The organism is Pirellulimonas nuda (assembly GCF_007750855.1).
In the GTDB taxonomy this organism is placed as follows: Bacteria; Planctomycetota; Planctomycetia; order Pirellulales; family Lacipirellulaceae; genus Pirellulimonas; species Pirellulimonas nuda.
In genome coordinates, this window is sequence record NZ_CP036291.1 from 2,983,096 (window position 1) to 3,006,213 (window position 23,118).

General features: G+C 66.0%; 15 protein-coding genes. 5 read left to right on the top strand and 10 right to left on the bottom strand.

Annotation, left to right across the window (positions count from 1 at the left end; all coding sequences use genetic code 11):
- Positions 1-157: 157 nt before the first annotated feature.
- On the bottom strand, positions 158-1,672 hold the full coding sequence (locus tag Pla175_RS11855) for a sulfatase family protein (protein WP_231954360.1): 1,515 nt from the start codon (positions 1,670-1,672) through the stop codon (positions 158-160).
- 573 nt (positions 1,673-2,245) lie between these two features.
- A complete protein-coding gene (locus tag Pla175_RS11860) occupies positions 2,246-2,470 on the bottom strand; it encodes a PEP-CTERM sorting domain-containing protein (protein ID WP_145284708.1) in 225 nt (74 codons plus the stop codon).
- A gap of 309 nt (positions 2,471-2,779) precedes the next feature.
- Between Pla175_RS11860 and Pla175_RS11870 the strand changes: the two genes are divergently transcribed.
- The gene (locus tag Pla175_RS11870) at positions 2,780-4,174 is read left to right on the top strand and encodes a sulfatase family protein (protein WP_231954363.1); all 1,395 of its coding nucleotides are present in this window, start codon (positions 2,780-2,782) and stop codon (positions 4,172-4,174) included.
- Between the two features lie 294 nt (positions 4,175-4,468).
- Here the strand turns inward: Pla175_RS11870 and Pla175_RS11875 are convergent, their stop codons facing one another.
- Entirely contained in the window at positions 4,469-6,940 is a 2,472-nt protein-coding gene (locus Pla175_RS11875) for a glycosyl hydrolase family 95 catalytic domain-containing protein (protein WP_145284713.1), read from the bottom strand.
- A 432-nt stretch (positions 6,941-7,372) separates the two neighbouring features.
- On the opposite strand from Pla175_RS11875, the gene tnpA reads away from it, so the two are divergent.
- Positions 7,373-7,819 carry an IS200/IS605 family transposase gene (gene tnpA, locus Pla175_RS11880; RefSeq protein ID WP_145284718.1) on the top strand — a complete coding sequence of 149 codons (447 nt, stop codon included), beginning with the start codon at positions 7,373-7,375 and terminating at the stop codon, positions 7,817-7,819.
- Positions 7,820-7,896: 77 nt separating this feature from the next.
- Here the strand turns inward: tnpA and Pla175_RS11885 are convergent, their stop codons facing one another.
- The 3 genes from Pla175_RS11885 to Pla175_RS11895 form a co-directional block, all read right to left on the bottom strand.
- Positions 7,897-11,214 carry an efflux RND transporter permease subunit gene (locus Pla175_RS11885; RefSeq protein ID WP_145284721.1) on the bottom strand — a complete coding sequence of 1,106 codons (3,318 nt, stop codon included), beginning with the start codon at positions 11,212-11,214 and terminating at the stop codon, positions 7,897-7,899.
- Positions 11,215-11,298: 84 nt separating this feature from the next.
- Positions 11,299-12,513 (bottom strand): efflux RND transporter periplasmic adaptor subunit, encoded by a 1,215-nt coding sequence (locus tag Pla175_RS11890; protein WP_145284724.1) that lies wholly within the window; start codon positions 12,511-12,513, stop codon positions 11,299-11,301.
- A 91-nt stretch (positions 12,514-12,604) separates the two neighbouring features.
- A complete protein-coding gene (locus tag Pla175_RS11895; RefSeq protein ID WP_145284727.1) occupies positions 12,605-13,102 on the bottom strand; it encodes a hypothetical protein in 498 nt (165 codons plus the stop codon).
- Between the two features lie 32 nt (positions 13,103-13,134).
- Between Pla175_RS11895 and ppk2 the strand changes: the two genes are divergently transcribed.
- On the top strand, positions 13,135-13,929 hold the full coding sequence (ppk2, locus tag Pla175_RS11900; protein WP_231954365.1) for a polyphosphate kinase 2: 795 nt from the start codon (positions 13,135-13,137) through the stop codon (positions 13,927-13,929).
- A 147-nt stretch (positions 13,930-14,076) separates the two neighbouring features.
- On the opposite strand, the gene Pla175_RS11905 is transcribed toward ppk2, so the two are convergent.
- Complete coding sequence (locus tag Pla175_RS11905) at positions 14,077-14,988, bottom strand: 6-phosphofructokinase (RefSeq protein WP_197527460.1); 912 nt, start codon at positions 14,986-14,988, stop codon at positions 14,077-14,079.
- A 69-nt stretch (positions 14,989-15,057) separates the two neighbouring features.
- Positions 15,058-16,038 (bottom strand): hypothetical protein, encoded by a 981-nt coding sequence (locus Pla175_RS11910; protein WP_145284733.1) that lies wholly within the window; start codon positions 16,036-16,038, stop codon positions 15,058-15,060.
- A gap of 412 nt (positions 16,039-16,450) precedes the next feature.
- Here Pla175_RS11910 and Pla175_RS26790 point away from each other — a divergent pair, with 412 nt between their 5' ends.
- A complete protein-coding gene (locus tag Pla175_RS26790; protein WP_261342816.1) occupies positions 16,451-16,582 on the top strand; it encodes a hypothetical protein in 132 nt (43 codons plus the stop codon).
- A 180-nt stretch (positions 16,583-16,762) separates the two neighbouring features.
- Here Pla175_RS26790 and Pla175_RS11920 read toward each other — a convergent pair whose 3' ends face one another.
- Together Pla175_RS11920 and Pla175_RS11925 are read right to left on the bottom strand one after the other, a co-directional pair.
- The gene (locus tag Pla175_RS11920) at positions 16,763-17,707 is read right to left on the bottom strand and encodes a YybH family protein (RefSeq protein WP_145284735.1); all 945 of its coding nucleotides are present in this window, start codon (positions 17,705-17,707) and stop codon (positions 16,763-16,765) included.
- A 1,200-nt stretch (positions 17,708-18,907) separates the two neighbouring features.
- A complete protein-coding gene (locus Pla175_RS11925) occupies positions 18,908-19,576 on the bottom strand; it encodes a PEP-CTERM sorting domain-containing protein (protein WP_145284738.1) in 669 nt (222 codons plus the stop codon).
- A gap of 1,194 nt (positions 19,577-20,770) precedes the next feature.
- Here Pla175_RS11925 and Pla175_RS11930 point away from each other — a divergent pair.
- Positions 20,771-23,047: a DUF1549 and DUF1553 domain-containing protein gene (locus Pla175_RS11930; protein ID WP_145284741.1), complete on the top strand. Its 2,277-nt coding sequence runs from the start codon at positions 20,771-20,773 to the stop codon at positions 23,045-23,047.
- Positions 23,048-23,118: the final 71 nt, after the last annotated feature.

Here is a 23,118-nt window from a genome sequence, read left to right on the forward strand (position 1 = left end):
GACATCGATACGCCGCTACACGCGGCCAAAACTCGGACGAAAAACCGTGGCCGCCGACAAAAAACCGTGGTCGCCGACAAAATCTCACAATCGTTCGCCGGCACGCATCGCCGCCAGCGGCGGACGATGCGACCCACAATTGTTTTCCCTATTCGGGCTAACGCAAGGGCGCCGCGGCTATGGCCGGCACCTCGAGCTCCGTCTGCAGCCGCTTGAGCTCTTTCTTCAGGCGTTCTTGATGGCCGGCGTAGGCCGGGTCGTCGTACACGCTGCGTATCTCGTTGGGATCTTCTTGCAGGTCGAACAGCTCCCACTGACCAATCGTGTAGAAGTGGATCAGCTTGTACCGCCCGTCGGTCACGCCACAGTGCTGTTCGACCGTGTGGACCGCCGGGGGGCCTTCGTAGTAGTGATAGTAGAAGGTCTTGCGCCAGTCGTCGGGGGTCTCCCCCTGCAAGAGCGGCGTCAGGGAGCGGCCCTGCATGTCTTTCGGAATCGGCAGGCCGGCGGCGTCGAGGAACGTCTCGGCCAGGTCGACGTTCGACGCGATCTGCTCGCAGACGCTCCCCGGTTCGACCACGCCGGGCCAACGCACCAGCAGCGGCGTCCGCAGCGACTGCTCGTACATGAACCGCTTGTCGTACCAGCCGTGCTCGCCCAGGTAGAAGCCCTGGTCGCTGCAGTAGATGACGATCGTGTTCTCAGCCAGCCCCGACTGGTCGAGGTAGTCGAGCACGCGGCCCACGCTGTCGTCGACCCGGGCGACACAGGCGAGGTAGTTCCTGAGGTAGCGTTGGTAGTTCCAACGCGTCTTGGCGTCGCCGACCGGAGGGTCGGCCATGTACGCGGCGTTCTCTTCGCTGTACGCGTCGCTCCAAGCCTGCTGTGTCCCTTCGGGGGTGAGCTTGAAGAACTTCTTTCCGCGAGGGCTGTCTGGGGTGAACACCATCAGGTCGCTCGCCGGGTTCATATTCTGGCTGATCCGCATGGTCGCGGTCCGCGCGGCGTCCGAGCGGTTTTGATAGTCGTCGAACAGGGTCTCGGGCTCGGGGATGGTCTTCCCCTTGCCGTCCCCGACGTGCTCCGGCCCCGGCTCCCACGAACGGTGGGGCGCCTTGTGCTGCATCATCAATACGAAGGGCCGGTCCGACTGGCGGTCGTTCTTCAGCCAAGCAAGCGCCTTGTCGGTGATCACGTCGGTGACGTAGCCCTGCTCCACGTTCCGGCCGGCGGGGGTGATGAACTCCGGGCTGTAGTAGCGGCCCTGGCCGGGAAGGATGTCCCAGTGGTCAAAGCCGACCGGGTCGCTCACAAGGTGCCACTTGCCGATCATGGCGGTCTGGTAGCCAGCGCCCTGCATCTGCTTGGCGAAGGTGGGCTGCGAGGCGTCAAACCGGTCGTTGTTGGTGCGGAAGCCGTTCTTGTGGCTGTACTTGCCGGTAAGGATGCAGGCGCGGCTGGGGCCGCAGATCGAGTTGGTGACGTAGCAGCGGTCGAACCGCATGCCGCTGTTGGCGATGCGATCGATGTTGGGGGTCTGGTTGATATTCGACCCGTAGGCCCCGACCGCTTGGAAGGCGTGGTCGTCGGAGAAAATGAACACGATGTTCGGCGGCGCCGCGGCCGCCCATCCGGCGGAGAGCATGGCCGCGACAACGGCTGCTGCGGCCACGAGCGGCGTGCATCGGAGGCAAGTCGCCAGACGCCGTAGCGTCAAGGGCATCGCGGGACGGGCGCTAGGGCGCGGGGCGGAGAACGATCGGGAGCAAGCCATGGTGTCTTCGTGGCCTCGTGGGTGATGCTGCGAATGCGCTAGTAGTCTCGCGAACGGCCGGAGGTTCGCGTACGAAAAGAGCCGTCTCGTGACCGCGAACCGTGCGGACTAGGAGAGGCCAAGGCTCGATTCTACCCCGAGCACCAGTGGTTCGCACGCCCCTGAAGTACGGCAAATGATCGGCCCATCGCGGCACTGCCCAGCGGAAGAACGCGGCGGTTGGCAGCGTTTGGGAGGCGTCCTTGCTCCGCCAGGGTCCAGACCGGCGAAGGCGTGGCGCCCACGCACCGCAGGTTCGCCGATATCCTCTACGGCGCCGTTCTATTGGCCGGCCGCCCCTAATCGAAGGCCCGTCTAGCCCAGGTCGCGTCGGACCGCGGCTCAAACTCCCGCAAGGGCGCGTCGACCAAGAAAAAAGGCCACCCCGCGAGGGGTGGCCTTCTTTGGGTTTCTTGCCTTCTGGCAATGGGCTTAGCGACGACGCAAGCCAACCAAGCCGAGGGCCGCGAGGCCGAGCAGAGCGATGCTCGTCGGTTCGGGGACAGCCGTGCCGAGGACGCTAAACCGCATGTCACGAGTGCCGGCGGGAGCGATGACAGTCCCGGTACCGTCGGTGGTATCGCGAAACTGCAAGCGGCCACCGCCGTTGTTGTTGCCTTCCTGTTGACTGAACTGTCCACCCGTCGTGAAGAACATGAAGCCGAGGTCGTCGTCAGAATTAACGGCCAGCGGCGTGTCTAGCGTGAACGTTACGAAGTCGCAGACGGCGTCGTTGACGCCGCTGACTACACCTTCTGGCGCGACCGTTTGGGCAGCGCCGCAAGCGTCGGACTCTCGGCGGTCCCCGAGCCCAACTCGTTGCTCCTGCTGGTGGGCGGCATCGCCGTGGCCGCGTGGGTGCGGCGGAGGTAGCCGGCGGCTGGCAGAGAACACCCGCTAGAAGCCGCCTCGGCAGTGCGCGGCGATGCGACCCACCACAGGCCCTGAAAGGACGACATAGACGCGATGCCCCGAATCCTCATTTCAGTTCGGCTGTTGGGTCTTGCGATCTTCCTCGCGTGCTCCGCGCCGCTGACGGCGCAAGACCTGCCCAATATCGTCATCATCTACGCCGACGATCTCGGTTACGGAGACCTGTCCTGCTACAACCCCGAAGCGGCCTACTCGACCCCGCGGCTGGATCAGATGGCCAAAGAAGGCATCCGGTTTACGGACGCCCACAGCCCTTCAACCATTTGTTCCCCTTCGCGCTACGGGCTCTACTCGGGCCAGCTCGTTTGCCGAACCGGCCGCGGGACTCAAGCGTTTGAGGGGCCGGGAGGGCCCAGCTACATCAAGCCGGGTGAAGTCACGATCGCGGACGTTGTGCGGGCCGAAGGGTACCGAACCGGCGTGTTTGGCAAGTGGCACGTGGGGCTAACTTGGCTGGACGAGCACGGCAAAAAGCTTGGGGGGGGCTTCGAGAACTCGCTGCTCATCGACTACGACAAAAGCACGCCCCTGGTCGACGGGCCGAACAAGCGGGGCTTTGACGAGTCGTTCATCACGCCGAATTGCCCCACCACGGACCCCCTCTACGTCTACATCAACAACGGCATGGTCTCTTCCCCAGCCAGCCAGAGGCACCACAGCGACACGCTGCCAAACCCGGGCGGAAAGTGGCGTTGGGACAACGACGAGGGTTGGATGGCGCCCGGCTACCGATTCGTCGATGCGGACTTGTTGTTCCTCGACAAGACGCTGGACTTCATCGCGTCGCACCGAAAGAACTCCCCCGAGCGGCCGTTCTTCGTGGTGCTCTCCACACAGATTTCTCATGCTCCCGTTCTGCCGGCGGCAGAGTTCAACGGCAAGACCGATGCCGGCGCTCGCGGCGACTTTGTGTACGAGCTCGACGTGCTGAGCGGGCGGCTGCTCGACGCGATCCATCGACTCGGGATCGACGACAACACGCTGATCTTGTTTAGCTCCGACAACGGCCCCGAAACGATGCATACCCATTGGATGCGGGAGGATCATCATCACGACGCCGCGGGGGGCCTGCGGGGCATGAAGCGCGACGGCTGGGAGGGGGGGCACCGCGTCCCGCTGATCGCCCGCTGGTCGGGCCGGATCCCGGCCGGGCAGGTGTCGCGACAGTTGGTCAATCAGACCGATATCGTCGCCACCGTGGCGTCGGTGGTCGGGCATGCGCTTCCCGATGAGGTTGCGGTCGATAGCTACGACATGCTGCCCGCCATGCTGGGCGAGCAGGACGACGCGAGCCCCATCCGGCCCTACATGCTGACGCAGAGTTTTCACGGAGAGTTTCAGCTCCGCCAGGGCGACTGGAAGTACCTAGACCACACGGGGTCTGGCGGCAACGACTACGACAGGGAGGAGTTTCTTCAGAAGTACTAGCTGCCGGAGAAGGCCAGCGGGGCGACCGGCCAGCTCTACAACCTGGCGACGGACCCCGGCGAAACCACGAACCTTTTCTTCTCGGAGCCGGAGAAGCGTGCGGAGTTGCAGGCCCTCTTGAAGAGGCTGACCGTCAAAGAGGGTGGCCGCACCGCTCCGAGGAACCGCAGGCCGATGGGCTACAAAGGCCCCGCGGGGGCGGGCCCGACCGGCGAGTGATCCTCGGCCCGGCGGGAGCGACCCCTGCTGGGGGCCGGCGCCCCCGCCCCGGCTGCAAGAACTCGGCGCCCGGTGCTACTTGAGCGTGATGCGCACGCTTGCCGGCCGGCCCCCCGGCAGCGTCAGCGCGCGCCGGTCGGCGGCTTCTCCGGCGCCGACCTTCGCGTCTCCCTCGGTGACCCGGAGCTCGGCGATCTCCGACGGCAGCACCAGCTCAACGGTTTGCGGCTCGGCCGAACGCAGCGTGGCTTCGACCTGCTTGCCGTCCCAGCGCAGCTGCTCGATCTCGATGGCGCCCCGGCACAGCACCCCGTCGATCCGGCCTGAGGGCCACGCCGCGGGGAGCGCCGGCAGCAACTCGATGCGTCCCGGCGCGGAGGCCGCCAGCATCTTGATGATGACGGCCGGCATGCCGCCGCTGATGTCCATGTTGAACAGCGAGCGGTGGTTGTGCATCGAGGCCAGGTTGTTCAGCCAGAAGCGGTTCGCGAGGTGGCTGAGGCAGTGGTAGGCCAATTCGCCCTCGCCCAGGCTGGTGGCGGCCTGCCCCAGCTGCACCAGCCCGAACGACATAAACCCACGCTGGTTGTTCTTCCAGTGCTCGTCCAGCTTGTACTCGATGCTCTTCTTGAACGCCGCACGCAGCTCGGGGCTCTGCGCAATCTCGTCGGGCATGCCGTCGAACAGCGGGTAGAGCTGCGACGAATGGCGGTGGCTGTCGTTGTTCTCGAGCCGGGGCGTCAGCCACTCCTTGATGATGCCCTGCTCGTTGACCTCGTACTTGGGCATCCTGGCGAGCATGTCCTGCCAGACGGGGATCTTTTCCTGGTTGCGTCCCAGCTCGCGGGAGGCCGCGATCGTGTTGTGCAGCAGCTCCTTGGCCACCGCGACGTCCATCGTGGCGTTGAAGGAGGCCTGCGAGTTCGAATTGCTCGGCGTGTTCTCCGGCGACTGCGACGGGGAGAAGACGAGCGTCCCGTCGGGGCCCTCTTCGAGGAAGTCCTCGAAGAACAGGGCCGCCTTCTCCATGAACGGCAGGGCGTGGTCCGCCAGGAACTCGCGGTCGCCGGTGTACAAGTAGTAGTCGTAGAAGAAGTGGGCCGCCCAGCCGGCGCCGCCGACCCACATGCCGCCGGCAAAACTCGCGTTGTACGCGTTGTTCAGGCCGTGGGTGGTGGAACGCGAGGGCAGCACGACGCCGCGGGCCCCGAAATGGCGCCTCGCGTTGATCTCCATCCAGGGGACGATCGACTCGATGTACGACGTGTAGGCGAGCATGAGCTCGGGCATGTTGCCCATCAGGTTCGCCGCGATGGCGGAGGGGACGTTGCCGTTGTGGGTGAAGTCGCTGGCCCAGCCGGGAACGTAGGTCCCCCCCCAGACCCCTTGCAGGGTTGGCGGCAGCTCGCCGGTAGAGGAAATGATGTTGTAGCGGGCGGCGTCGAACTCCTTCTCGATCAGCGCCCGATTCGGTTCCTCGTACGTCGAGAGCTCCAGCAGCTCTTCAGTGGTAAGCCCACGGTCGGCGCCGCCGCCGAGGTCCAGACGCATCCTGCCGAAAAGTTCGCCGTGCCGCTTGGCGTGCTCCTCCAGAAGCCGGTCGTAGTCGGCCGCAAGCTCGGCTTGCGAGTGGGCCATTTCTTCGAGGAACGACCTGTCGGGGTCGCGCAGCAGGCGGATGTCGACGAGGATCAGCACGCGGTCCGCCCCCGTCACCTGGAGCGCGCCGCCCTCCTGCGCCTCGGTTGTGCCCCCAGTCGCCACGACGCGGGCGTAGCTCTCCAGCGCGTGGATGCTGCCCGGGTAGGCCTTGGTGAAGCGATTGCTGTAGGAGAGCCAGGAGTCGCCTGATTTGCTCTGGGGGTCCGAGACGTGCTCCTCGAACACCTCCTGCGAACGCTTGCCGATGTCGGAGTCGTCGTTGAATTCGTCGCTCGGCTCCCGGGGCGTCATCGCGAGCCGGCAGTCGAGCGCCGACTTGGGCCCCGTGAGCAGGATCACCGCTACGCCGTCCGCGCGCGAAACAAACATCCGGCGTTCGAACGCGCCGCGGTCGTCCGCCCAGCGAACCGTCGCTACCCCGGTCTGGAAGTCCAGCGAGCGGGCGTAGTCGCGCGTCTCGCCCGCCGCCTTCGTGCGGATCGTGAGGTCGAGGGCCGGCACGAAGTAGTCCGGGTACATGAATCCGCGCTGCCCCGAGAGATTGAACTGGAGCTCGCAGGCCTGCCGGTACAGCCCCTGCTCGATTAGTCGCCTGATCTCGAACAAGCGGGCCGACTGATCGACGGGCATCACCGGGGCGCCCATCGGCAGGAAGAGCCGTTCGTGCGTGAAGATGATCCGTTCTTCCAGCGGGCGGCTCAAGGCGTTGGCGCCGATCGTGCCGTTGCCGCAGATCAGGCCCTCTTCCCACGACCTCGCGGGCCGAGAACTGACGAACCCGCGTTCGGGAACCGGCAACGGCTCGGCCGCCGCCGCAGGCCTGGCGTCCATGGTCATCGTTGCGAGCAGGGTGATCGTAGCGAGCGAGCGGTTGGTTCGTCTCATCTTCGGTTCCAGTCGGTAAGCCGTAATGGCCGCGTGGGGGAGTCGCTGCCCGATCCGCCCCGCTTCGTGGGGCGGGACACGGCCGACGATTGGGTTGACGATTGAGTTGTGGTGCGTGGCGCTCCGGAGAGCGCCACGCGAGCCCCGTTGCAACTCAGCACGCCGCAACTCTGCACGCCGGGGGCAGGTGTTTCCGGGGCGGGTGATCAACCGTCGTAGAACAATGCCGGGAGGCGGGCCGCCACTCTTGTGCTTGGATCCATCATAGTCTGTCGAATGGTCGATCTGCGCACAAGTATTTCCCGCCAGCGGCGCTGCGACCGCGCACGCGTGGGCGACCGCCACGTGGGGCCCCACACGCGATCATTGTCCCTGCGATGGGTCTGAAACCCTCGCCTTCAGGCGAAGCCTTTAGGTTCATATATTGGGTGGATGGAGAACTACCGCACGGGTGCGCATAGCCGCTATGACATCAAGTATCACTTCGTGTGGGTGACGAAGTACCGGAAGCAGGTCCTTGCGGGTGCAGTAGGCACACGGGTTCGGGACTTGGTGCGTGAGGTCTGCCGGACCAATGACATCGAGATTCTGCAGGGGTCGGTGTCGCTCGATCACGTGCACGTATTGCTGTCGTGCCCGCCGACACTCTCGCCGAGCAAGATTATGCAGTACATCAAGGGGAAGACGTCGCGGAAGCTGATGATGGAGTTCAAGCACATTGAGAGGCGGTTCTGGGGTCGGCATCTGTGGGCGCGGGGCTACTTCGTGGCGACCAGCGGTAACGTGACCGACGAGGCTATTGCGGCGTACATCCGCGGGCAGGACGGCACCGAACCAAGCGATGGTGACGACCGATTCCAAGTTACTCCACCATCGTGAGTTGAGGACTTCAGTCCGAATCTCACGGAACGTCCAAACCCACCGGCTTCAGCCGGTGGTAGTTTAGTCCGCTCGCGTTAGCTGCCGGGCAGGCCCTTGGGCGCCGTGGCCGGACGGCTCTCAACGTCCGCGGGCGGGGCGCCAGAACGGCCCGTCAATCGCACGATGACGTAGTAGAACACCGGCGTCAGGAAGATGCCGAACAGCGTCACGCCCAGCATGCCGGAGAAGACGGCGATGCCGAGCGTGCTGCGCATCTCTGCGCCCGCGCCCACGGCGAGGGCGAGGGGCACGACGCCGAGGATGAAGGCGAGCGACGTCATGATGATGGGCCGCAGGCGCAGCCGGCACGCCTCGACCGTGGCCTCTTCGGGCGACGCCCCGTGCGCCGACTTTTCCTTGGCGAACTCCACAATGAGGATCGCGTTCTTGCTCGCCAGTCCGACGAGCACAACGAAGCCGATCTGCACAAAAATATTGATATCCATCCCGGCCAGCCACACGCCGATCACCGAGCTGAGCAAACACATCGGCACGACGAGGATCACGGCCAGCGGCAACGTGAGGCTCTCGTACTGAGCCGCCAGCACAAGAAACACCAACACAACCGCCACGCCGAACACGATGATCGCCGTGTTGCCCGCCAGGATCTGTAGCAGCGTCAACTCGGTCCATTGGAAGTCCATGCCCTGCGGCAGGACGGTCCGGCCTACTTGATCGACGGTCGTGATCACCGTGCCGGAGCTCACGCCGGGCAACGACCCGCCATTCACCGAAGCGGCCGTTTTGCCGTTGTAGCGGAGCACGAGGGCCGGACCGCCGATCTCGCTCACCTGTGCTACGCTGCCTAGCGGCACCATCTCGCCCGCCGAATTGCGCACCTTGAGCCTCCCGACCTGCTCGGGCGACAGACGGAACTGCGGGTCGCCCTGAAGGTTCACCTGCCACGTGCGTCCGAACTGATTGAAGTCGTTGGTGTAGTAGCCGCCGAGGTAGAGCTGGAGCGTCAGGAACACCTCGTCGAGGGGGACGCCCATCGACTTGCAGCGGGCGCGGTCGACGTCGACGTACATCTGCGGCGTCTGGGCCCGGAACGCGCTGAAGAGTCCGACGAGCCCCGGCTGCTCATTGCCCGCCGCGGCGAGCCCGTCGGCCGCCTCCTGCAGCGCGTCGAGACCCAGCCCCGTGAGGTCACGGACCATCAGCTTGAAGCCCCCCGCGCTGCCCAGGCCGTCAACCGGGGGCGCCCCAAACACCGCGACCGACGCCTCTTGCACGTCGCGGTAGCAGGCCGCCCGCAGCTTCGAGGCGATCGCGTCGGCGCCCAATTCGGCGCCGTGACGGTGGTGGAACTCGTCGAGGACGACGTACACGGTGCCGTAGTTCGAGCCGATCGCGTTCTGCACGATCGATTGACCGGCGATGGTGATCGTGTGCGCAATGCCCGGGACGCCCCCTTCAGCTCCGTGCTGATTGTCGCCGTGGTCGTCCGCGACGTGCGCCGCATCGCCGTGGTCGGCGGTGGTCGGGCTGCCGGCCCCACGGGCGATCTGCTCAACCTGCTTCATGACGGCCTGCGTCCTTTCCAGCGACGCAGAATCCGGCAACCGCACATCGACCAGCAGGTAGCCCTTATCCTGCGTGGGGATAAAACCGGTTGGCACGCGTGTGAAGCTGAAATAGGTGAGGTACAGCAGCCCGACGTAAACCATCAGCACGATCAAGCTGACCCGCAGCAAGCCCCGGACGGTCGCCGCGTAGATATTGGCGCTGGCCGTGAATCCGAAGTTGAAGAGCTTGAAGAACCAACCGAGGCCCAGGTTGAGCAATCGCGACAGCGGGTCCCGCTGCTGGTCCTTGGGCCTGAGCAGCAGCCCGCAGAGCGCGGGGCTGAGGGTGAGCGAATTGACCGCCGAGAAGAACGTGGAGACGGCGATCGTCAGGGCGAACTGCCGGAAGAACTGGCCCGTGATGCCGCTGATGAAGGCGCACGGGATGAACACGCACATCAGCACGAGCGAAATGGCGATGATCGGCCCGGTGACTTCGCCCATCGCCTTCTGCGCGGCGGCCTTGGGTGAAAGCCCCTGTTCGAGATGATGCTCGACCGCCTCGACCACGACGATGGCGTCGTCCACGACGATGCCGATCGCGAGCACCAAGCCGAACAGAGACAGGTTGTTGAGGCTGAAGCCCATGCCCGCCATCACGGCGAACGTGCCGACGATCGCCACCGGCACGGCGATGAGCGGGATGATCGTGGCCCGCCAGGACTGCAGGAAGGCGAGCACGACGAGCGCGACAAGGATGATGGCGTCGCGGAGCGCCTTGAAGACCTCGTGGATCGACTCGTCGATAAACGGGGTCGTGTCGTAGACGATGGCGTAGTCGACGTCGGGCGGGAAGCCGAGTTTGAGCTGTTCCATCCGCGCCCGGATCGCGTCGGCCGTCGCCAGCGCGTTCGACCCCGGCTGCTGGAAGATCCCCAGGCCCACAGACGGCTGCCCGTCGAGGCTGCACGTCGTGTCCTCGGTCTTGGCGCCGAGCTGGATGCCGCCGAACTCGGCGCCGTTTTCACCCTCCCGCTTATCGGTCACCAGATCGCGCATGCGCGTGATCTCGCCGTCAGCGCCCGTTTTGACGACAATCTCGCCAAACTCTTCGGGCGACGTCAGCCGGCCGAGCGTGCTGAGCGTGTACTGGAACGCCTGGCCGGTCGGCACGGGGGGGCGCCCGAGGGAACCCGCGGCCACCTGCACGTTCTGCTCGCGCAGCGCCGCCACAACGTCGCTGGCCGACAGGTCGCGGGCCGCCATCCTGTCGGGGTCGATCCAGGCCCGCATGCTGTAGTCGAGCTGGCCGAGGAAGGTGACGTCGCCCACCCCTTTGATCTGGGCCAGCTCGTCGCGCAGGTTGATCGTCGCGTAGTTGCTCAGGTAGAGCTGGTCGTAGCTCCCCTTGGGGGAGACGAGGTTGACCACCAGCAGGATGCTCGGCGACTTCTTCTTGACGCTGACGCCCGTCTGCTTCACCTCACTGGGGAGCGACGGGAGCGCTAGATTGACGCGGTTCTGCACCAGCACCTGCGCCATGTCCAGATCGGCGCCGACCTCGAAGGTGACCGTCAGGTTGTAGCCGCCGTCGTTGGTGCTCTGCGACGACATGTAGAGCATGTTCTCAACGCCGATCACCTGCTGCTCGATCGGCGCGGCGACGGTGTCGGCCACCACTTTGGAGTTCGCGCCAGGGTAATTGCAGCTCACCTGCACCGTCGGCGGCGTGATCTCGGGGTATTGCGCCACCGGGAGCGTCGTCACGGCGATGGCGCCGGCGAGCGTGACGATCACGGAGATTACCGCCGCGAAGATCGGGCGATCAATGAAGAAACTCGCCATGACGTTGACGCCTGTGTAACTGGCTAACTTGGCGCTGAGACGGGTATCCGGGGTCCGGACGATTCCATCCGCTTCGAGACGCGGCTAGGAACGGGGCGGTGTTGGCGTGGCGGCTTCATTCTCGGCCTCCACCTTCTGCCCAGGCCGGACGCGCTGAAGTCCCTTGACGATCACCCGATCGCCCGCGGCCAACCCCGACTTCACGATCCGCAAATCGCCGCGTTGCCCCCCCAGCTCCACGTTGCGCCGCTCGGCCTTTCCGTCCTGTCCTACGACATACACGAACCGGATATTCTGGTCGGTCGCCAGGGCCCGTTCGGGGATCAGCACCGCCCGGTAAGGCTTGCTTACGGGGACGCGGATTCGCACAAAGAGCCCGCTCACCAGACTCCGGTCTTTGTTCTCGAAAACGCCCCGTAGTCGGGCCGTGCCCGTGCCGGCGCTTACCTCGGCCGAGGCAAAGTCGATCTTGCCGACATGCGGGAAGTCCTTCTCGTCCGCCAATTGCACGTAACAAGGGACCTCTTGCTCACGCAGGCTGCCGGGCGACTTATCCACATTGCTCCTGTCGCGTTGACGCATGTAGCCCAGCAGCGAACGTTCATCGACATCGAAGTACACGTACATGGGCTGCTCGGCGACGATCTTGGTGAGCAGCGTTCCGTTGGTCAGTCCCCCCGTGAGCAGATTGCCGTCGGACACAAGAGCGCGGTCGATGCGGCCGCTCATCGGCGCCTTGATCACGGTGTACTTCAGATCAAGGGCCGTCCGGTTGGCGTCCGCCTTGGCCGCCACGACGGTCGCCTCTGCCGACTTCATGGCGGCGACGGACTCTTCGTACTCTTCCTGTGAAATGGCGTTTGTCGGCACCAGTTTCTCGTCTCGGGCAAGCTTCGACTTGGCCAGATCGTAGTTGGCGGTGGTTAAGGCGATGCGAGACAGAGATTGTTCGTGGATTGCCTGATACTCGTCGGGCTCGATCGTGAACAGCGTCTGCCCTTCCTTGACGTAGTCGCCGTCCTTGAACTCCGTCGACCGCAAGTAGCCATAGACGCGGGCGCGGACCTCGACAATCGCGGACGCTTCTGTCTTGCCGGTAAAGTCGTCCGAGTCCGTCACCTCTCGCTCAACAACGTCCGCCACAGTCACCCGCGGCACGGGCTGCTCGGCAGCCGGCGGCGCAGGCTTGTCGCAACCCGGGGCAAGAGCCAGGCACGCGAGCGCTGCGACACAAGCGGCCGGGACGCTGCTGTGCTGAGTCGCGAACCGGAAAGCCGACGTGGTGGACAACCCCAGCATGGATGTAGGACCTAGAGGGTGGAACCGGAACAATCAAACGTTACGTCATCTCTTCCGGTCAGGACGCGCTAGATGGCGGCGGCGCCCTCGGTCAGAACCCGGCCCGCGGCGCGAGGACCATCGGATCCGCCACCCCATCGTCCGAGCGGGAGATCTTGCCGCGCCCTGGCGGTCGGCCCGTATTCTGGCGTGGCGCCATCCTTGAGGCAAGTGTTGTCGCGCGGCGTGCTGATTGGCGGCGTAATCTCGATGGTGCGGCGCGTTCATCGTGCGTCGCGACCGCACGTGGCGGCGCCGGGACGGCCCCCGGGGCGCCCGGTGTTTCTCCGATCGCCGCCGTCACCCGGCCCATGAGACGACGGCCGGGGTCGCGGGTCTTCGTTTCGATCGGGCGCTGGTGTTCCACGGCGATCCTTTCCGCGGCCAAATCCTCGCGCACTCGATATCGCCCGTCGAACCGATTAGGCTTGTGGTGATCGACCTGTCCGGTGCTCCCATCGTCGACTTGCGGAGCGCGTACGCGCTCGGAGAACTGGCCGACCCGCTTGCCGCGGCGGGGATTGTTGATTTCGCCGCCGACCCAGTCCACCAAGGCTCCTCGATTCAACAAGAGAACGACCCATGGGCCACCCCCCCGAGAAGATGAAGCGGAAGCAGTACGAGAGCGAGCTGCGGAAGCTGCAGGGGGAGCTCTGCAAGCTCCAAGAGTGGGTGAAGCACAAAGGCCTCCGCGTGATCGTCGTCTTCGAGGGGCGCGACGCCGCCGGCAAGGGCGGGACCATCCGCGCCATCACCGAGCGGGTCAGCCCGCGGGTGTTCCGGGTGGCGGCGCTGCCGGCGCCTACCGATCGCGAGAAGAGCCAACTGTTCATGCAGCGGTACATGGCGCACTTCCCGGCGGCCGGCGAGGTCGTGGTTTTCGATCGCAGCTGGTACAACCGCGCGGGCGTGGAGCACGTGATGGGCTTTTGCACGCCCGAGGAGCACCAACGCTTCCTCGACCGCTGCCCGGAGATCGAGCAGTACATCGTCGATGGCGGCATCCAGTTGATCAAGTTTTGGTTGGAGGTTAGCGACCAAGAGCAGAAACGCCGCTTTCACGCCCGCATCGACGACCCGTTGCGTCAGTGGAAGCTCAGCCCGATGGACCTGCCGTCGCGCGAACGGTGGTATGAATACTCGAGGGCGCGCGACATGATGCTGGAGGCGAGCGACACCGACCACGCGCCGTGGCATATCCTGCGGTCCGACGACAAGCGGCGCGCCCGGCTGAACTGCATCGCGCAGTTGCTCAAGCTGATTCCGTACGAGAAGGTCCCACGGGACAAGATCAAGCTCCCCAAGCGATCGGAAGAGCACGCGTACGACGACGCGGCGACGCTCGCAAACCGAACGTTCGTGCCGGAGGTATACTGACGCCGAACCGTCGGGCCCCGCCGACTACCAGGATCAGTCCGCGGCGCCGAGCTGGGCCCTCACATCACTTGCGTGTGCACCGGCGCCGTGCGTTCTCGCCGGAGAACTTGCTGTGCGCGCCGCACTCAAGCGGCAGAGCGCGGCTATTCAGTCGCCAAAGCAGATCCCCAACGCCCGCGCCGTTTGGGCGAGGCTGCCGGTGGGCGGAACGGTCTTGAGCTTGCCGACGGCGTCCTGGATTGGGATGCCCGTTACGTGCGACCCCAGGTAGGCGACCATTTGGCCGTACGCTTCGGCGGCCACCAGCTCGACGGCGTGGGCGCCGAACACGGAGCACAACGCCCTATCGAACGGCGTTGGACCGCCGCCGCGCTGCAGGCGCCCCAGGACGCAGGCGCGGGCTTCCTTGCCGGTGCGGTTTTCGATCTCCTTCGCCACGACGGCGCCCACCCCTCCCAGCCGCGCCTCGCGATTGGTCGGGGCGTCGGCCGCCGTCACAAAGGCGCCCCCCGCTTCTCGGGCCCCCTCGGCGGCGACGATGATCGTAAACCGCTTCCCCGATGCCTCACGCTCTTTGATCTTGCCGCAGATGCTTTCGTAGTTGAACGGGATTTCTGGGATGAGGATCACGTCGGCCCCGCCCGCTACCCCGGACAGGATAGAGATCCAGCCGGCGTAGCGTCCCATGACCTCAAGCACCATCACGCGGGCGTGGCTCTCGGCCGTGGTGTGGAGGCGATCGAGCGCATCGGTTGCGCACGCCACCGCGGAGTCGAACCCAAAGGTCCACAGGGTCCCTTCGAGGTCGTTGTCGATCGTCTTGGGGATCCCGATGATCGGGATCCCGTATTCATGAAACTGCTGGGCGATGCTCAGCGATCCGTCGCCGCCGATCGAGACAAGCGCCGAGAGCCCGAGTTCGGACATGCCGTTCTTGACCCCCTCGAGCAGGTCGGTCGGTAGGCTCCGGGACTCTCCGTGGCCTACCTTGGCGGTGAACGGACCCCGGTTGGCCGTCCCCAGGATCGTGCGGCCCGCCGAGCAGCGTTGGTCCTTCAACGGTGCTTCAGCGATTCGAGCGCTACACGGACGACGAGCAGCCCCGACACGGACCCCCCGTCGCCTCCGTCAGGGAGCGGGCTGCGTCGTCGACGCGTCGGTCCCATCGGCCGCTGGTTCATCGGGCTGCTTGAGCCTGATGAAGAGCCGGCCTTCCTGTTTGTCGGGGCCGAAGTGCACGAGCACCGGGGCCTCGTCGTTCGTCAGGTTGTAGAGCCCCGTGTCAACCACCAACTGGTCGTTGCCCTCGAGCTTGAGCGACACACGCTGTGTCTCCTTATCCACTGCGCCTTCGACCGGCGTGACCTGCTCGGTCAGCATGTCCTGATAGTTGCCGCGGATCACCCCATCGCGATTGATGGCCAGCTGCACCACCTTGTCCGTCTGCGTCTGATTCTCGTCGGCAACAATCGCGAACACGCCAAGCGGCATCCATTCTTCGTTGGTGGGATCGGCCCCTGATTCGGCGATCTGATCGGCTTGCTGGTAGTACTCCTCAGCGGTCGCCACGGGCTGATCGTCCACGTACACCTGCCCGTCCTCGTACGCCACGTTCCCGCCGTAGTCGTAGTACATCGGCTCACCGCTGCAGCCGCAGTAGCCGGAGGCGTAGGGCCAGGTCGCCATCGCCCATGCGGAGCCCCACACGGCCCACTTACCGGGCCACCAGGCGCCGGGGTACCGCCCGATCCAGCCGGGCGTGAACGCGTTCCAGCGCGTGAACGCGCCGTTGACCGCGGACCAGCTCCGCCCGCCGACGAACTGCCCGTTTACAAACGAGGCGCCGCGACCGGCCGTGATGGCGTTGCCGCCCGGCCCCCGTACCCCGCGAATCGAGCCGATCTGACCCGTCCCGCCAGAGCCATAACCGCCGCGTGCGTTCACGGCCGTGTACCCGTTGCGGCCACGGGCCGCGGTGACGCTGCCTCCGGCGCGGTTGCCGGCCGTATCGGCGTAGCCTCGGCTGACGTTGGCGATCGAACCGCCGCGAGCGCCCTGCGCTCCGGACACGCTGCCGCCGCGAACCGCAGCGCCGGAATCGCCTGCCACGCCGACTCCGCCCGTCACGCGGCCGGCGGTCGCCCCGCCGGGCGTCTCAACCTTGATTCCCCCTACGCCGCCGCCAACCGTAGCGCCGCCGACCCCCACGCTGCCGCCGCCTCCGCCAACGGTGATGGTGGTTCCCCGATCCGTGGTAAAGGTTCGCGAACCGCCCGAGCCTCCGGTCGCAGGGAGTTGCCCAGCGGTTGCGCGACCCGGTGAACTCGATCCTGCAGCCCGCCCGGCGCCGGCAGACGCCCCTCCGGAGATGCCCAAGAAGCCGTTCAGGTCTCCTTGGCTTGGCCGCGAGAAATTAGACGCTGGCCGCCCGGGCGACGCTCCTGCGCCTACGCCGCTTGTGACGCCTCCCCCCCCGGGGCGTTGGGCAACGCCGGATCCTACCGACGGACGAGCGCCGGTAGTGGGCCGGGAGACGGTCGCCGGGCGTGAGGCGGGTCGGGCCGAGGACATGGAGGGCGCCGCCGAAGGCATGCGGCTCATCGACGGGCTGCGATTCACCGGCGCCGGTCTGGAGACCCCGCCGCCAGAATAGCCCCCGCCGCCTGAGAAGCCCCCGCCGCCTGAAAAGCCCCCGCCGCCCCCAGAGAAACCACCGCCGCCACGGCCGCCGCCGCCGCCGCCACCACCGCGGCCTCCCCGGGCATGGGCCTCGCTGGCCGTCGCCAACACGGTCAACACCACCATCACTGCGAACGCGGATTTCTGGAACATGCTACTTTCCCTCACTTGATAGTTCTTGCAACACTTCCGCCGACGCGTCCGTGGATTGCCGGTGGACGGAGATTTCCTGGATGTCGGCCTGCGGCTCGCCATCGATCTGCCGATCAATAGAACTCCACGTGAACGCGCTCTCATCAACCGGAGCGTAGATGCTCGTGGCCGACGCGCGCGACCCATCGCTGAGCGTTGACCTCGTCTTCACCATCCACCGCTCCCCGGCGCGCCGCCAGACCCCTTCTGCGTACCCGCCCTCGGAGTCGAAGACCCACGAGCGGATCTGCCGTGCGACCGGATCCCATCCGACGACCTGCGTCCCTTCCAACTCGACTCGGTCGGCGACGCTGACGCTGAAGTTGTTGGTCAGGAAGTGTCCGTTCTTGGCCCATTGCCAGCGGGAGCGTGTGGTGGCGTCCTCGGCCTCGTCGGCCCATTCCCCGACGAGCCACGCGAGCTGATTGAGCTCGTTGGGCTCGGCCGACGCCCCCGGCGCGTCCGTTTCCCGAACGCTATTTAGGAACCACTCGCCGTTCTTCTTTGCATGGATGGCGGTGTACGTGCTGCCGACCACGCCGCCGTCGGCCGTGACGATCTCGGCGGTCCCGTCTTCGATGGCCACGTCGGGGGTCACCAGACGAATCGAATCGATCGTGACCGAGAGCCGGGACGCCTCGCCGGACTCGAACATGCCGGCGAACATCTCGCGGATCGCCGGTCGCCCCTCGACCGGCTGGCCGGTCTCGCGGTTCAGGTAGACGGCGTCCTCGGCCCAACAGCCCGCGAGCGCCGCGGCGTCATGCCGATTGTAGGCGGCCACGTAGGCGTCCACGCGCTGGCGTATCGATGCGGCGTCGTCGCTCGATTCGGGGCCTGAGTCGGCGCCCCTTGCGGTGGTGCATGCCACGGCTGTCCAAACGGCCAATAGTGCAACTGCTTTCATGTCGTGCCTCCGTCAGTGATGGGCCTACCTGGAGCGTCGAGGTGCGGCGATGGTCAGATAGTCTACTACGCGCCGGGGACCATGCATCGGCAACCCTGGGCGCCTAGCCCCCGCGGACGCGTTCTCGATTATATCAAGGGTTGAAGGTACCGGCGCCCGACCGGCGTAGGCGATGTGGATCCATTCTACGAGGGCCTCGCAGGCCCGTCGAATCCGAGCCCGCGCGGGACAACGGCTGCCCGCAGGCGTCGGTGCAAAGGAGGTCACCGCCGCGTGGCGCCAGCGGCCGCACTCCCAATCCCACATCCAACAGCTTCCACACTATCGCAAGCCTGCAAGGCCGTGCTGCTCGATTGTTCCAAGTGTAGCGTGTCGGGCGAGCGACGCATGGACGCGCCGACCAATTTCGTGGTGATCGTTGAACAGGAGAAAAGTCGCAAGAAAGCCGTCGCCAAGCAGGCCCGGCCAATCCATCCCCATGTCCCAAACGGCGCCTGCTTAGCTTAGCACGCCGCCTGCGCCGAAGGACTTCGCCCCCTCGCCACCAGTGGTGGAGTATGCGATTGGGCGCACCTAGCTGTCCATTACTGCGAGACGGGCTACAGGATCGGGTCGAGATTGCGCCCCGGTCCCAAGGGGTTTCTGGAAAGATCGTAGCCCTACTTCTTGCTTAAAAGCGGTTGGGCCGTGACCTCTGCTCACACGGGGAGCTTGTTGGACGTACTGGCTCCGGTTCCCGATCCGCGTAGGGCTCAAGGAGAACGCCACCAGGGCCCAACTGCGCCCCAGCGGGCGCGTGGGGGCCCCTGATGGGGCTCTGGGGGCAGGGGTGCGCCGGGCTACCCTCTGCATGAGTGATCGCGGGCGCCAACTGGCCGCTCAACCCGCAATGACGCGGCTCCCCAATGGACGCCTTCGGCAACCTTGCCCTGATGCACCCGCTGGTGGCCGCAGCTAGTCCTCCCCAGCCTGCTGCGGCGGCAGCTGCCGTTCACGCCATGCACGCCTACCGTGCACGCCGCATACGCCGGGTCCTCTAATTAATAGTCTTATCTAATAGTAGTAGGGGGTAAGGTGGCTTCCGGGGGACAGGAAGCGGCCGGGTGGATAGCGGGAGATAGAAAGCAACAGCGACCAGCCGTTACGATGCCAAACGGCTGGGAAGCAGCCCCCAGAGAATCACGCAAGTCTTAAGGGATTCTAGCATCGAGCACACGCCATGGCCCGACGCTTGCGGACCGGCAAGAATCCAAGCAGTCCCAATAGGCCAAGTAGCGTGAGCGATCCGGGCTCAGGGGTCGTGATCACCCGGCGGTCACTGGATGTCCCCACCCATTCCACCAGGGCGCCGCTGGCGTCGGTCAGGTACACGTTGAGGACTGCATCGCTTCCGGCGGTTGGCGTGAACACAGTGCCCAAGGACGGCGGCAGCCCGTCAAAGGACGCTTCGAACGCAAAATTCTGAGCCGGATCCGTGACCAGGACGATGCCGGCGAGCGGGCCGCTCAAGAACTCAAAGGCAAAGCTGCTCCCCGTCAGGAACACGTCGCCGGACACGAAGCTGGAGGGCGCACCCGTCGAGAAGCCGGGGTCGGTGGGGTCCTGCACGACGTTGGTGATGACTCCCGAGTAGTCGGCGCCGGTAAACGGACCGACCGCGCCAAAGCGGTAGTCACCCAACGCGTTGCTGCCTTCGAAGGCCCACCCCGTGAGTGTCAGGTCGATGGAGTCGCCTACCTGCGTCTCGCGGACGATCCCGGCGCTGGATACGCCAAACAAGTCGTCGAAGAACAGCTCCTGACCGGTCGGGTTGATCGACGCCGTTGCGAACACCGTGACGTCCTGGATCGCCTTAGCGCCGGGGAACAAGGTCGTGCCGGCTTGGATGGGGTCAGCGTGCGCCGCACTCCCAAACGGTAACAGGAAAATCAGTGTGCAACTGACAGCCAAAACGAGCCGTCCAATGCGATTGTCGCTGGGGCGTCGGCGTCCAGATTCTTCCATTTCACAAGTTCCTTGGATCATGGTGCTGCTCCGGGTCCGCGAAGACAGAGGAATTCCCGAGCTACGTCGCGCGGATCGTTCGCCGTAGCGGGAAGAGTGGCTCTTGGGTTTACCGAAGACCCGGCCGACAGACGCGTCAAGCGTGTAGATAGCGCTCCGCACGCAGAGGCGGAGCGGGAGATGGGGAGGCCGACGCCGCTGGAGGCGAGTAGCGGGCTGGCAGCGGCGGGCGAGGAACAAGAGGGGCGGTTCACGAGCGCTCTCGAAGCTAAAACTCAAAGGGGGATACGCTCGCGTCAACTACCCCCAGGCAGCCGCCAACTGCACGGGCTCGGTCGCGTGCTCTCTTGCTCGCACCTGCTTCGACGTTGGGCCGCTCCCGCCCGCTCGCCGTTCCATCAGACGCCGCAGTGTAGCCCCGGTTCCAGCCGGGTCAATCATCCATTTGATGGCCTCGGGGCGGTCCAGGTCGGCGTCTGATCCGCTGGACGGCGCCGTTGCGGCCGCCTGCGCTCACAGCGTGCTGGGCGCGCACAGGCGCGTCGGGCCGCCCTAGCGCCTTCCCAGCCGCGCAAGGGTCCGGAGGCGCCGCAATGGGCGCGTGGGGGCCTGTGGGCGGCCTCCAGATCTGCCGCCTTCGGCTGGCCAGAGGTTCGCGATGCGGCGACCGACTCTCGCTAGCGCCGGCATGCCACCACGCGGGACCGGCTCGAGCGCACCGCTGTTGCGGCCAGCGCCCAGCTTGATTGGTTCATCCCGCGGCTCCTGACGCGGATCTCGCCCTTGGGCGTGGTGAATGTAGCGCCTTTCATCAGGGGCGGCCTCTCTTGGATTGGATTGTTTGCGGCTACTCGGCATCCAGCGAAGCGACCAAGCCGGTCCCTTCGAGTATATTCAGTTCAGAACGTGCAACATGACTCCCCCCGCGGGGTGGGCAACCCCCACGTGGAGTGGCGCATTTCCGATGCCTCAAGCGGCTTGTGGACGTGACAAACGAGGCGCCACGTCGCTAGAATCGAGGTCAGACGCGGTCTCCTCTTCTCCCGCGGTGCAATTGCGATGCCCATGCTTCGATCGGCTGCCGTTTTCGTGCTGCTGCCCGCAGCTCTCTTGCGGGGCGCAGACGACGCCAAGCATTGGGCGTTTGAGCCCCTTCGCGACCCTGCGCCGCCGACCACCTCGGGAGACGCTTGGTCGCGGACGGAAGTCGACCGCTTCCTCCGCGCCCGCCAGCTGGCGGCGGGGCTGACGCCCAACCCCGAGGCCGATCGCCGCACGCTGATCCGCCGCGCAACCTACGACCTGCACGGGCTGCCTCCTACGCCCAAAGAGGTCGAGGCGTTCGTCTCCGACCCGGCGACCGACGCCTACGACCGGCTCATCGATCGCTTGCTCGCTAGCCCGCGATACGGCGAGCGGTGGGGTCGGCACTGGCTCGACCTCGCCCGCTACGGCGACAGCATGGGCTACCGCTACGACGACGACACACCCGGCGCTTACCACTACCGCGACTTCGTGATCCGCGCCCTCAACGCCGACATGCCCTACGACCGGTTCGTCGGCTGGCAGATCGCCGGCGACGAGCTGGCGCCGGGCGACCCCGACGCGCTGGCAGCCACGGGCCTGGCCGCGGTTGGCCCCAAGGAACGCATCGAGGGGACCAAGACCAACCGCCTCATCACGCGCTACGACGAGCTAGACGACATTGTCTCGACCGTCGGCTCGGGGATGCTCGGCCTGACCGTCGGCTGCGCCCGCTGCCACGACCACAAGAACGACCCGGTCACGCAGGCGGAGTACTACGGCCTGGTTGGCGTCTTCCTGAGCGGCGCGCGGGGCGAAAGAGAGCTGACAGACCGCGACGCAGCAAAGCAGCTCGCCACTTGGCGGACACGCAGCGCGGAGCTGGACCACGCGCTGGCCGAGTGGGTGGAAATGAGTGGCCCCGAAGCGGCCCGGCTCGTCGCCGAGCAGCGGAGGTTAATCGAGCAGGAGTCGCTCGCGCTGCTGGAACAGATTCGGCCGAAGGGGCCGGCAGGCAAGAGTCTGACCGAGGCGCGTCTCCGCCAGATCATGATCAACCGCGGCGACAAGCTGCTCAGCAAGCAGGCCCAGCGGCGGTATTTGGAGATCGACGCTTTGCTGGGCGGAGGGCGGGCGCTGCTTGTGAGCCTGGCCGGCCCGCTCCGCGACGCGGCGCCCGTTGCAATGCGTGAGCGGCTCGACGGGCTGCTGGCCGAACACCGGGGGGCGATTGCCGCACAGCCCCCGGCCCCGCCGAAGGCGTTGGTGTACGTCGATCAGTCTGCCCAGCCGACCCCGAGCCCGCTGATGGCGCGCGGCAGCATTGAGAACCCCGAGGCGCCGGTCCCGACAAACGCCTTCCTGCACGCCCTTACCGGCACGCAGTTCGTATCGTTGCAGCGACCCGCCGAGGCGAAGACCACCCACCAGCGTGCCGCCCTCGCGCACTGGATGACCGACGTCGATGCGGGCGGCGGCGCGTTGCTGGCCCGCGTGATGGCCAACCGGCTGTGGCACCACCATTTCGGTGAGGGACTGGTGCGCACCCCGAGCGACTTCGGCATCGCTGGCGATATGCCCGCTGCGCCCGAGCTGCTCGACTGGCTCGCCGGCGAGCTGGTCCGACGGCACTGGTCGCTCAAGGCGATGCACCGGCTCATCATGCAGAGCGCGGTCTACCGCCAGACCGGCCAACAATCGCCCGAGGCCGCCCGATCTGACCCCGAGAACCGCCTCTGGAGCCGCAAGCCCGCGGTGCGGCTGGAGTCCGAGGCGCTCCGCGACGCCATGCTGCTCATCGTGGGCAAGCTGAACGACGAGATGTACGGCCCCCCCGTCCGGCTGCCGATCCCCAAGGTAATGCAGCTCTCGATGGTCGCCAAACCCTACCCCAGCACTGCGCCCGAGAGCGTGCAGCTCTACCGCCGCACGGTCTACGCGTTCGTGAAACGGACCGTCCCCAACCCGCTGACGCAAACCTTCGACGGCGCCGACCCCAGCGCGAGCTGCGGCTGCCGCATTCAGACCACCGTGGCGCCCCAGGCGCTGTTGCTGATGAACAACGAGTTCGTCCGCGACTGCGGCGCCCGACTCGCCGAGCGCGTGGTAAACGAAGTGGGCGCAGACCCGACAGCACAGCTCGACCGCGCCTACGAGCTAGCCCTCAACCGCCCACCGACCGTGGATGAGCGGGCCGAGTGCTTGGCGTTCCTCGAGCAACAGGCCGGTTTGCGGGAGGGAAAGCAGCAGGCGGCGCTGGCAGATATGTGTCAATTGCTGTTCGCGCTGAACGAGTTTCACTACATCGACTAGGAAGAAAACCCAACCAAAAAGGACGCCAAGAAGCACGAAGGAAAAGGAAGCACCAGTGCGTCCTCCGTGCG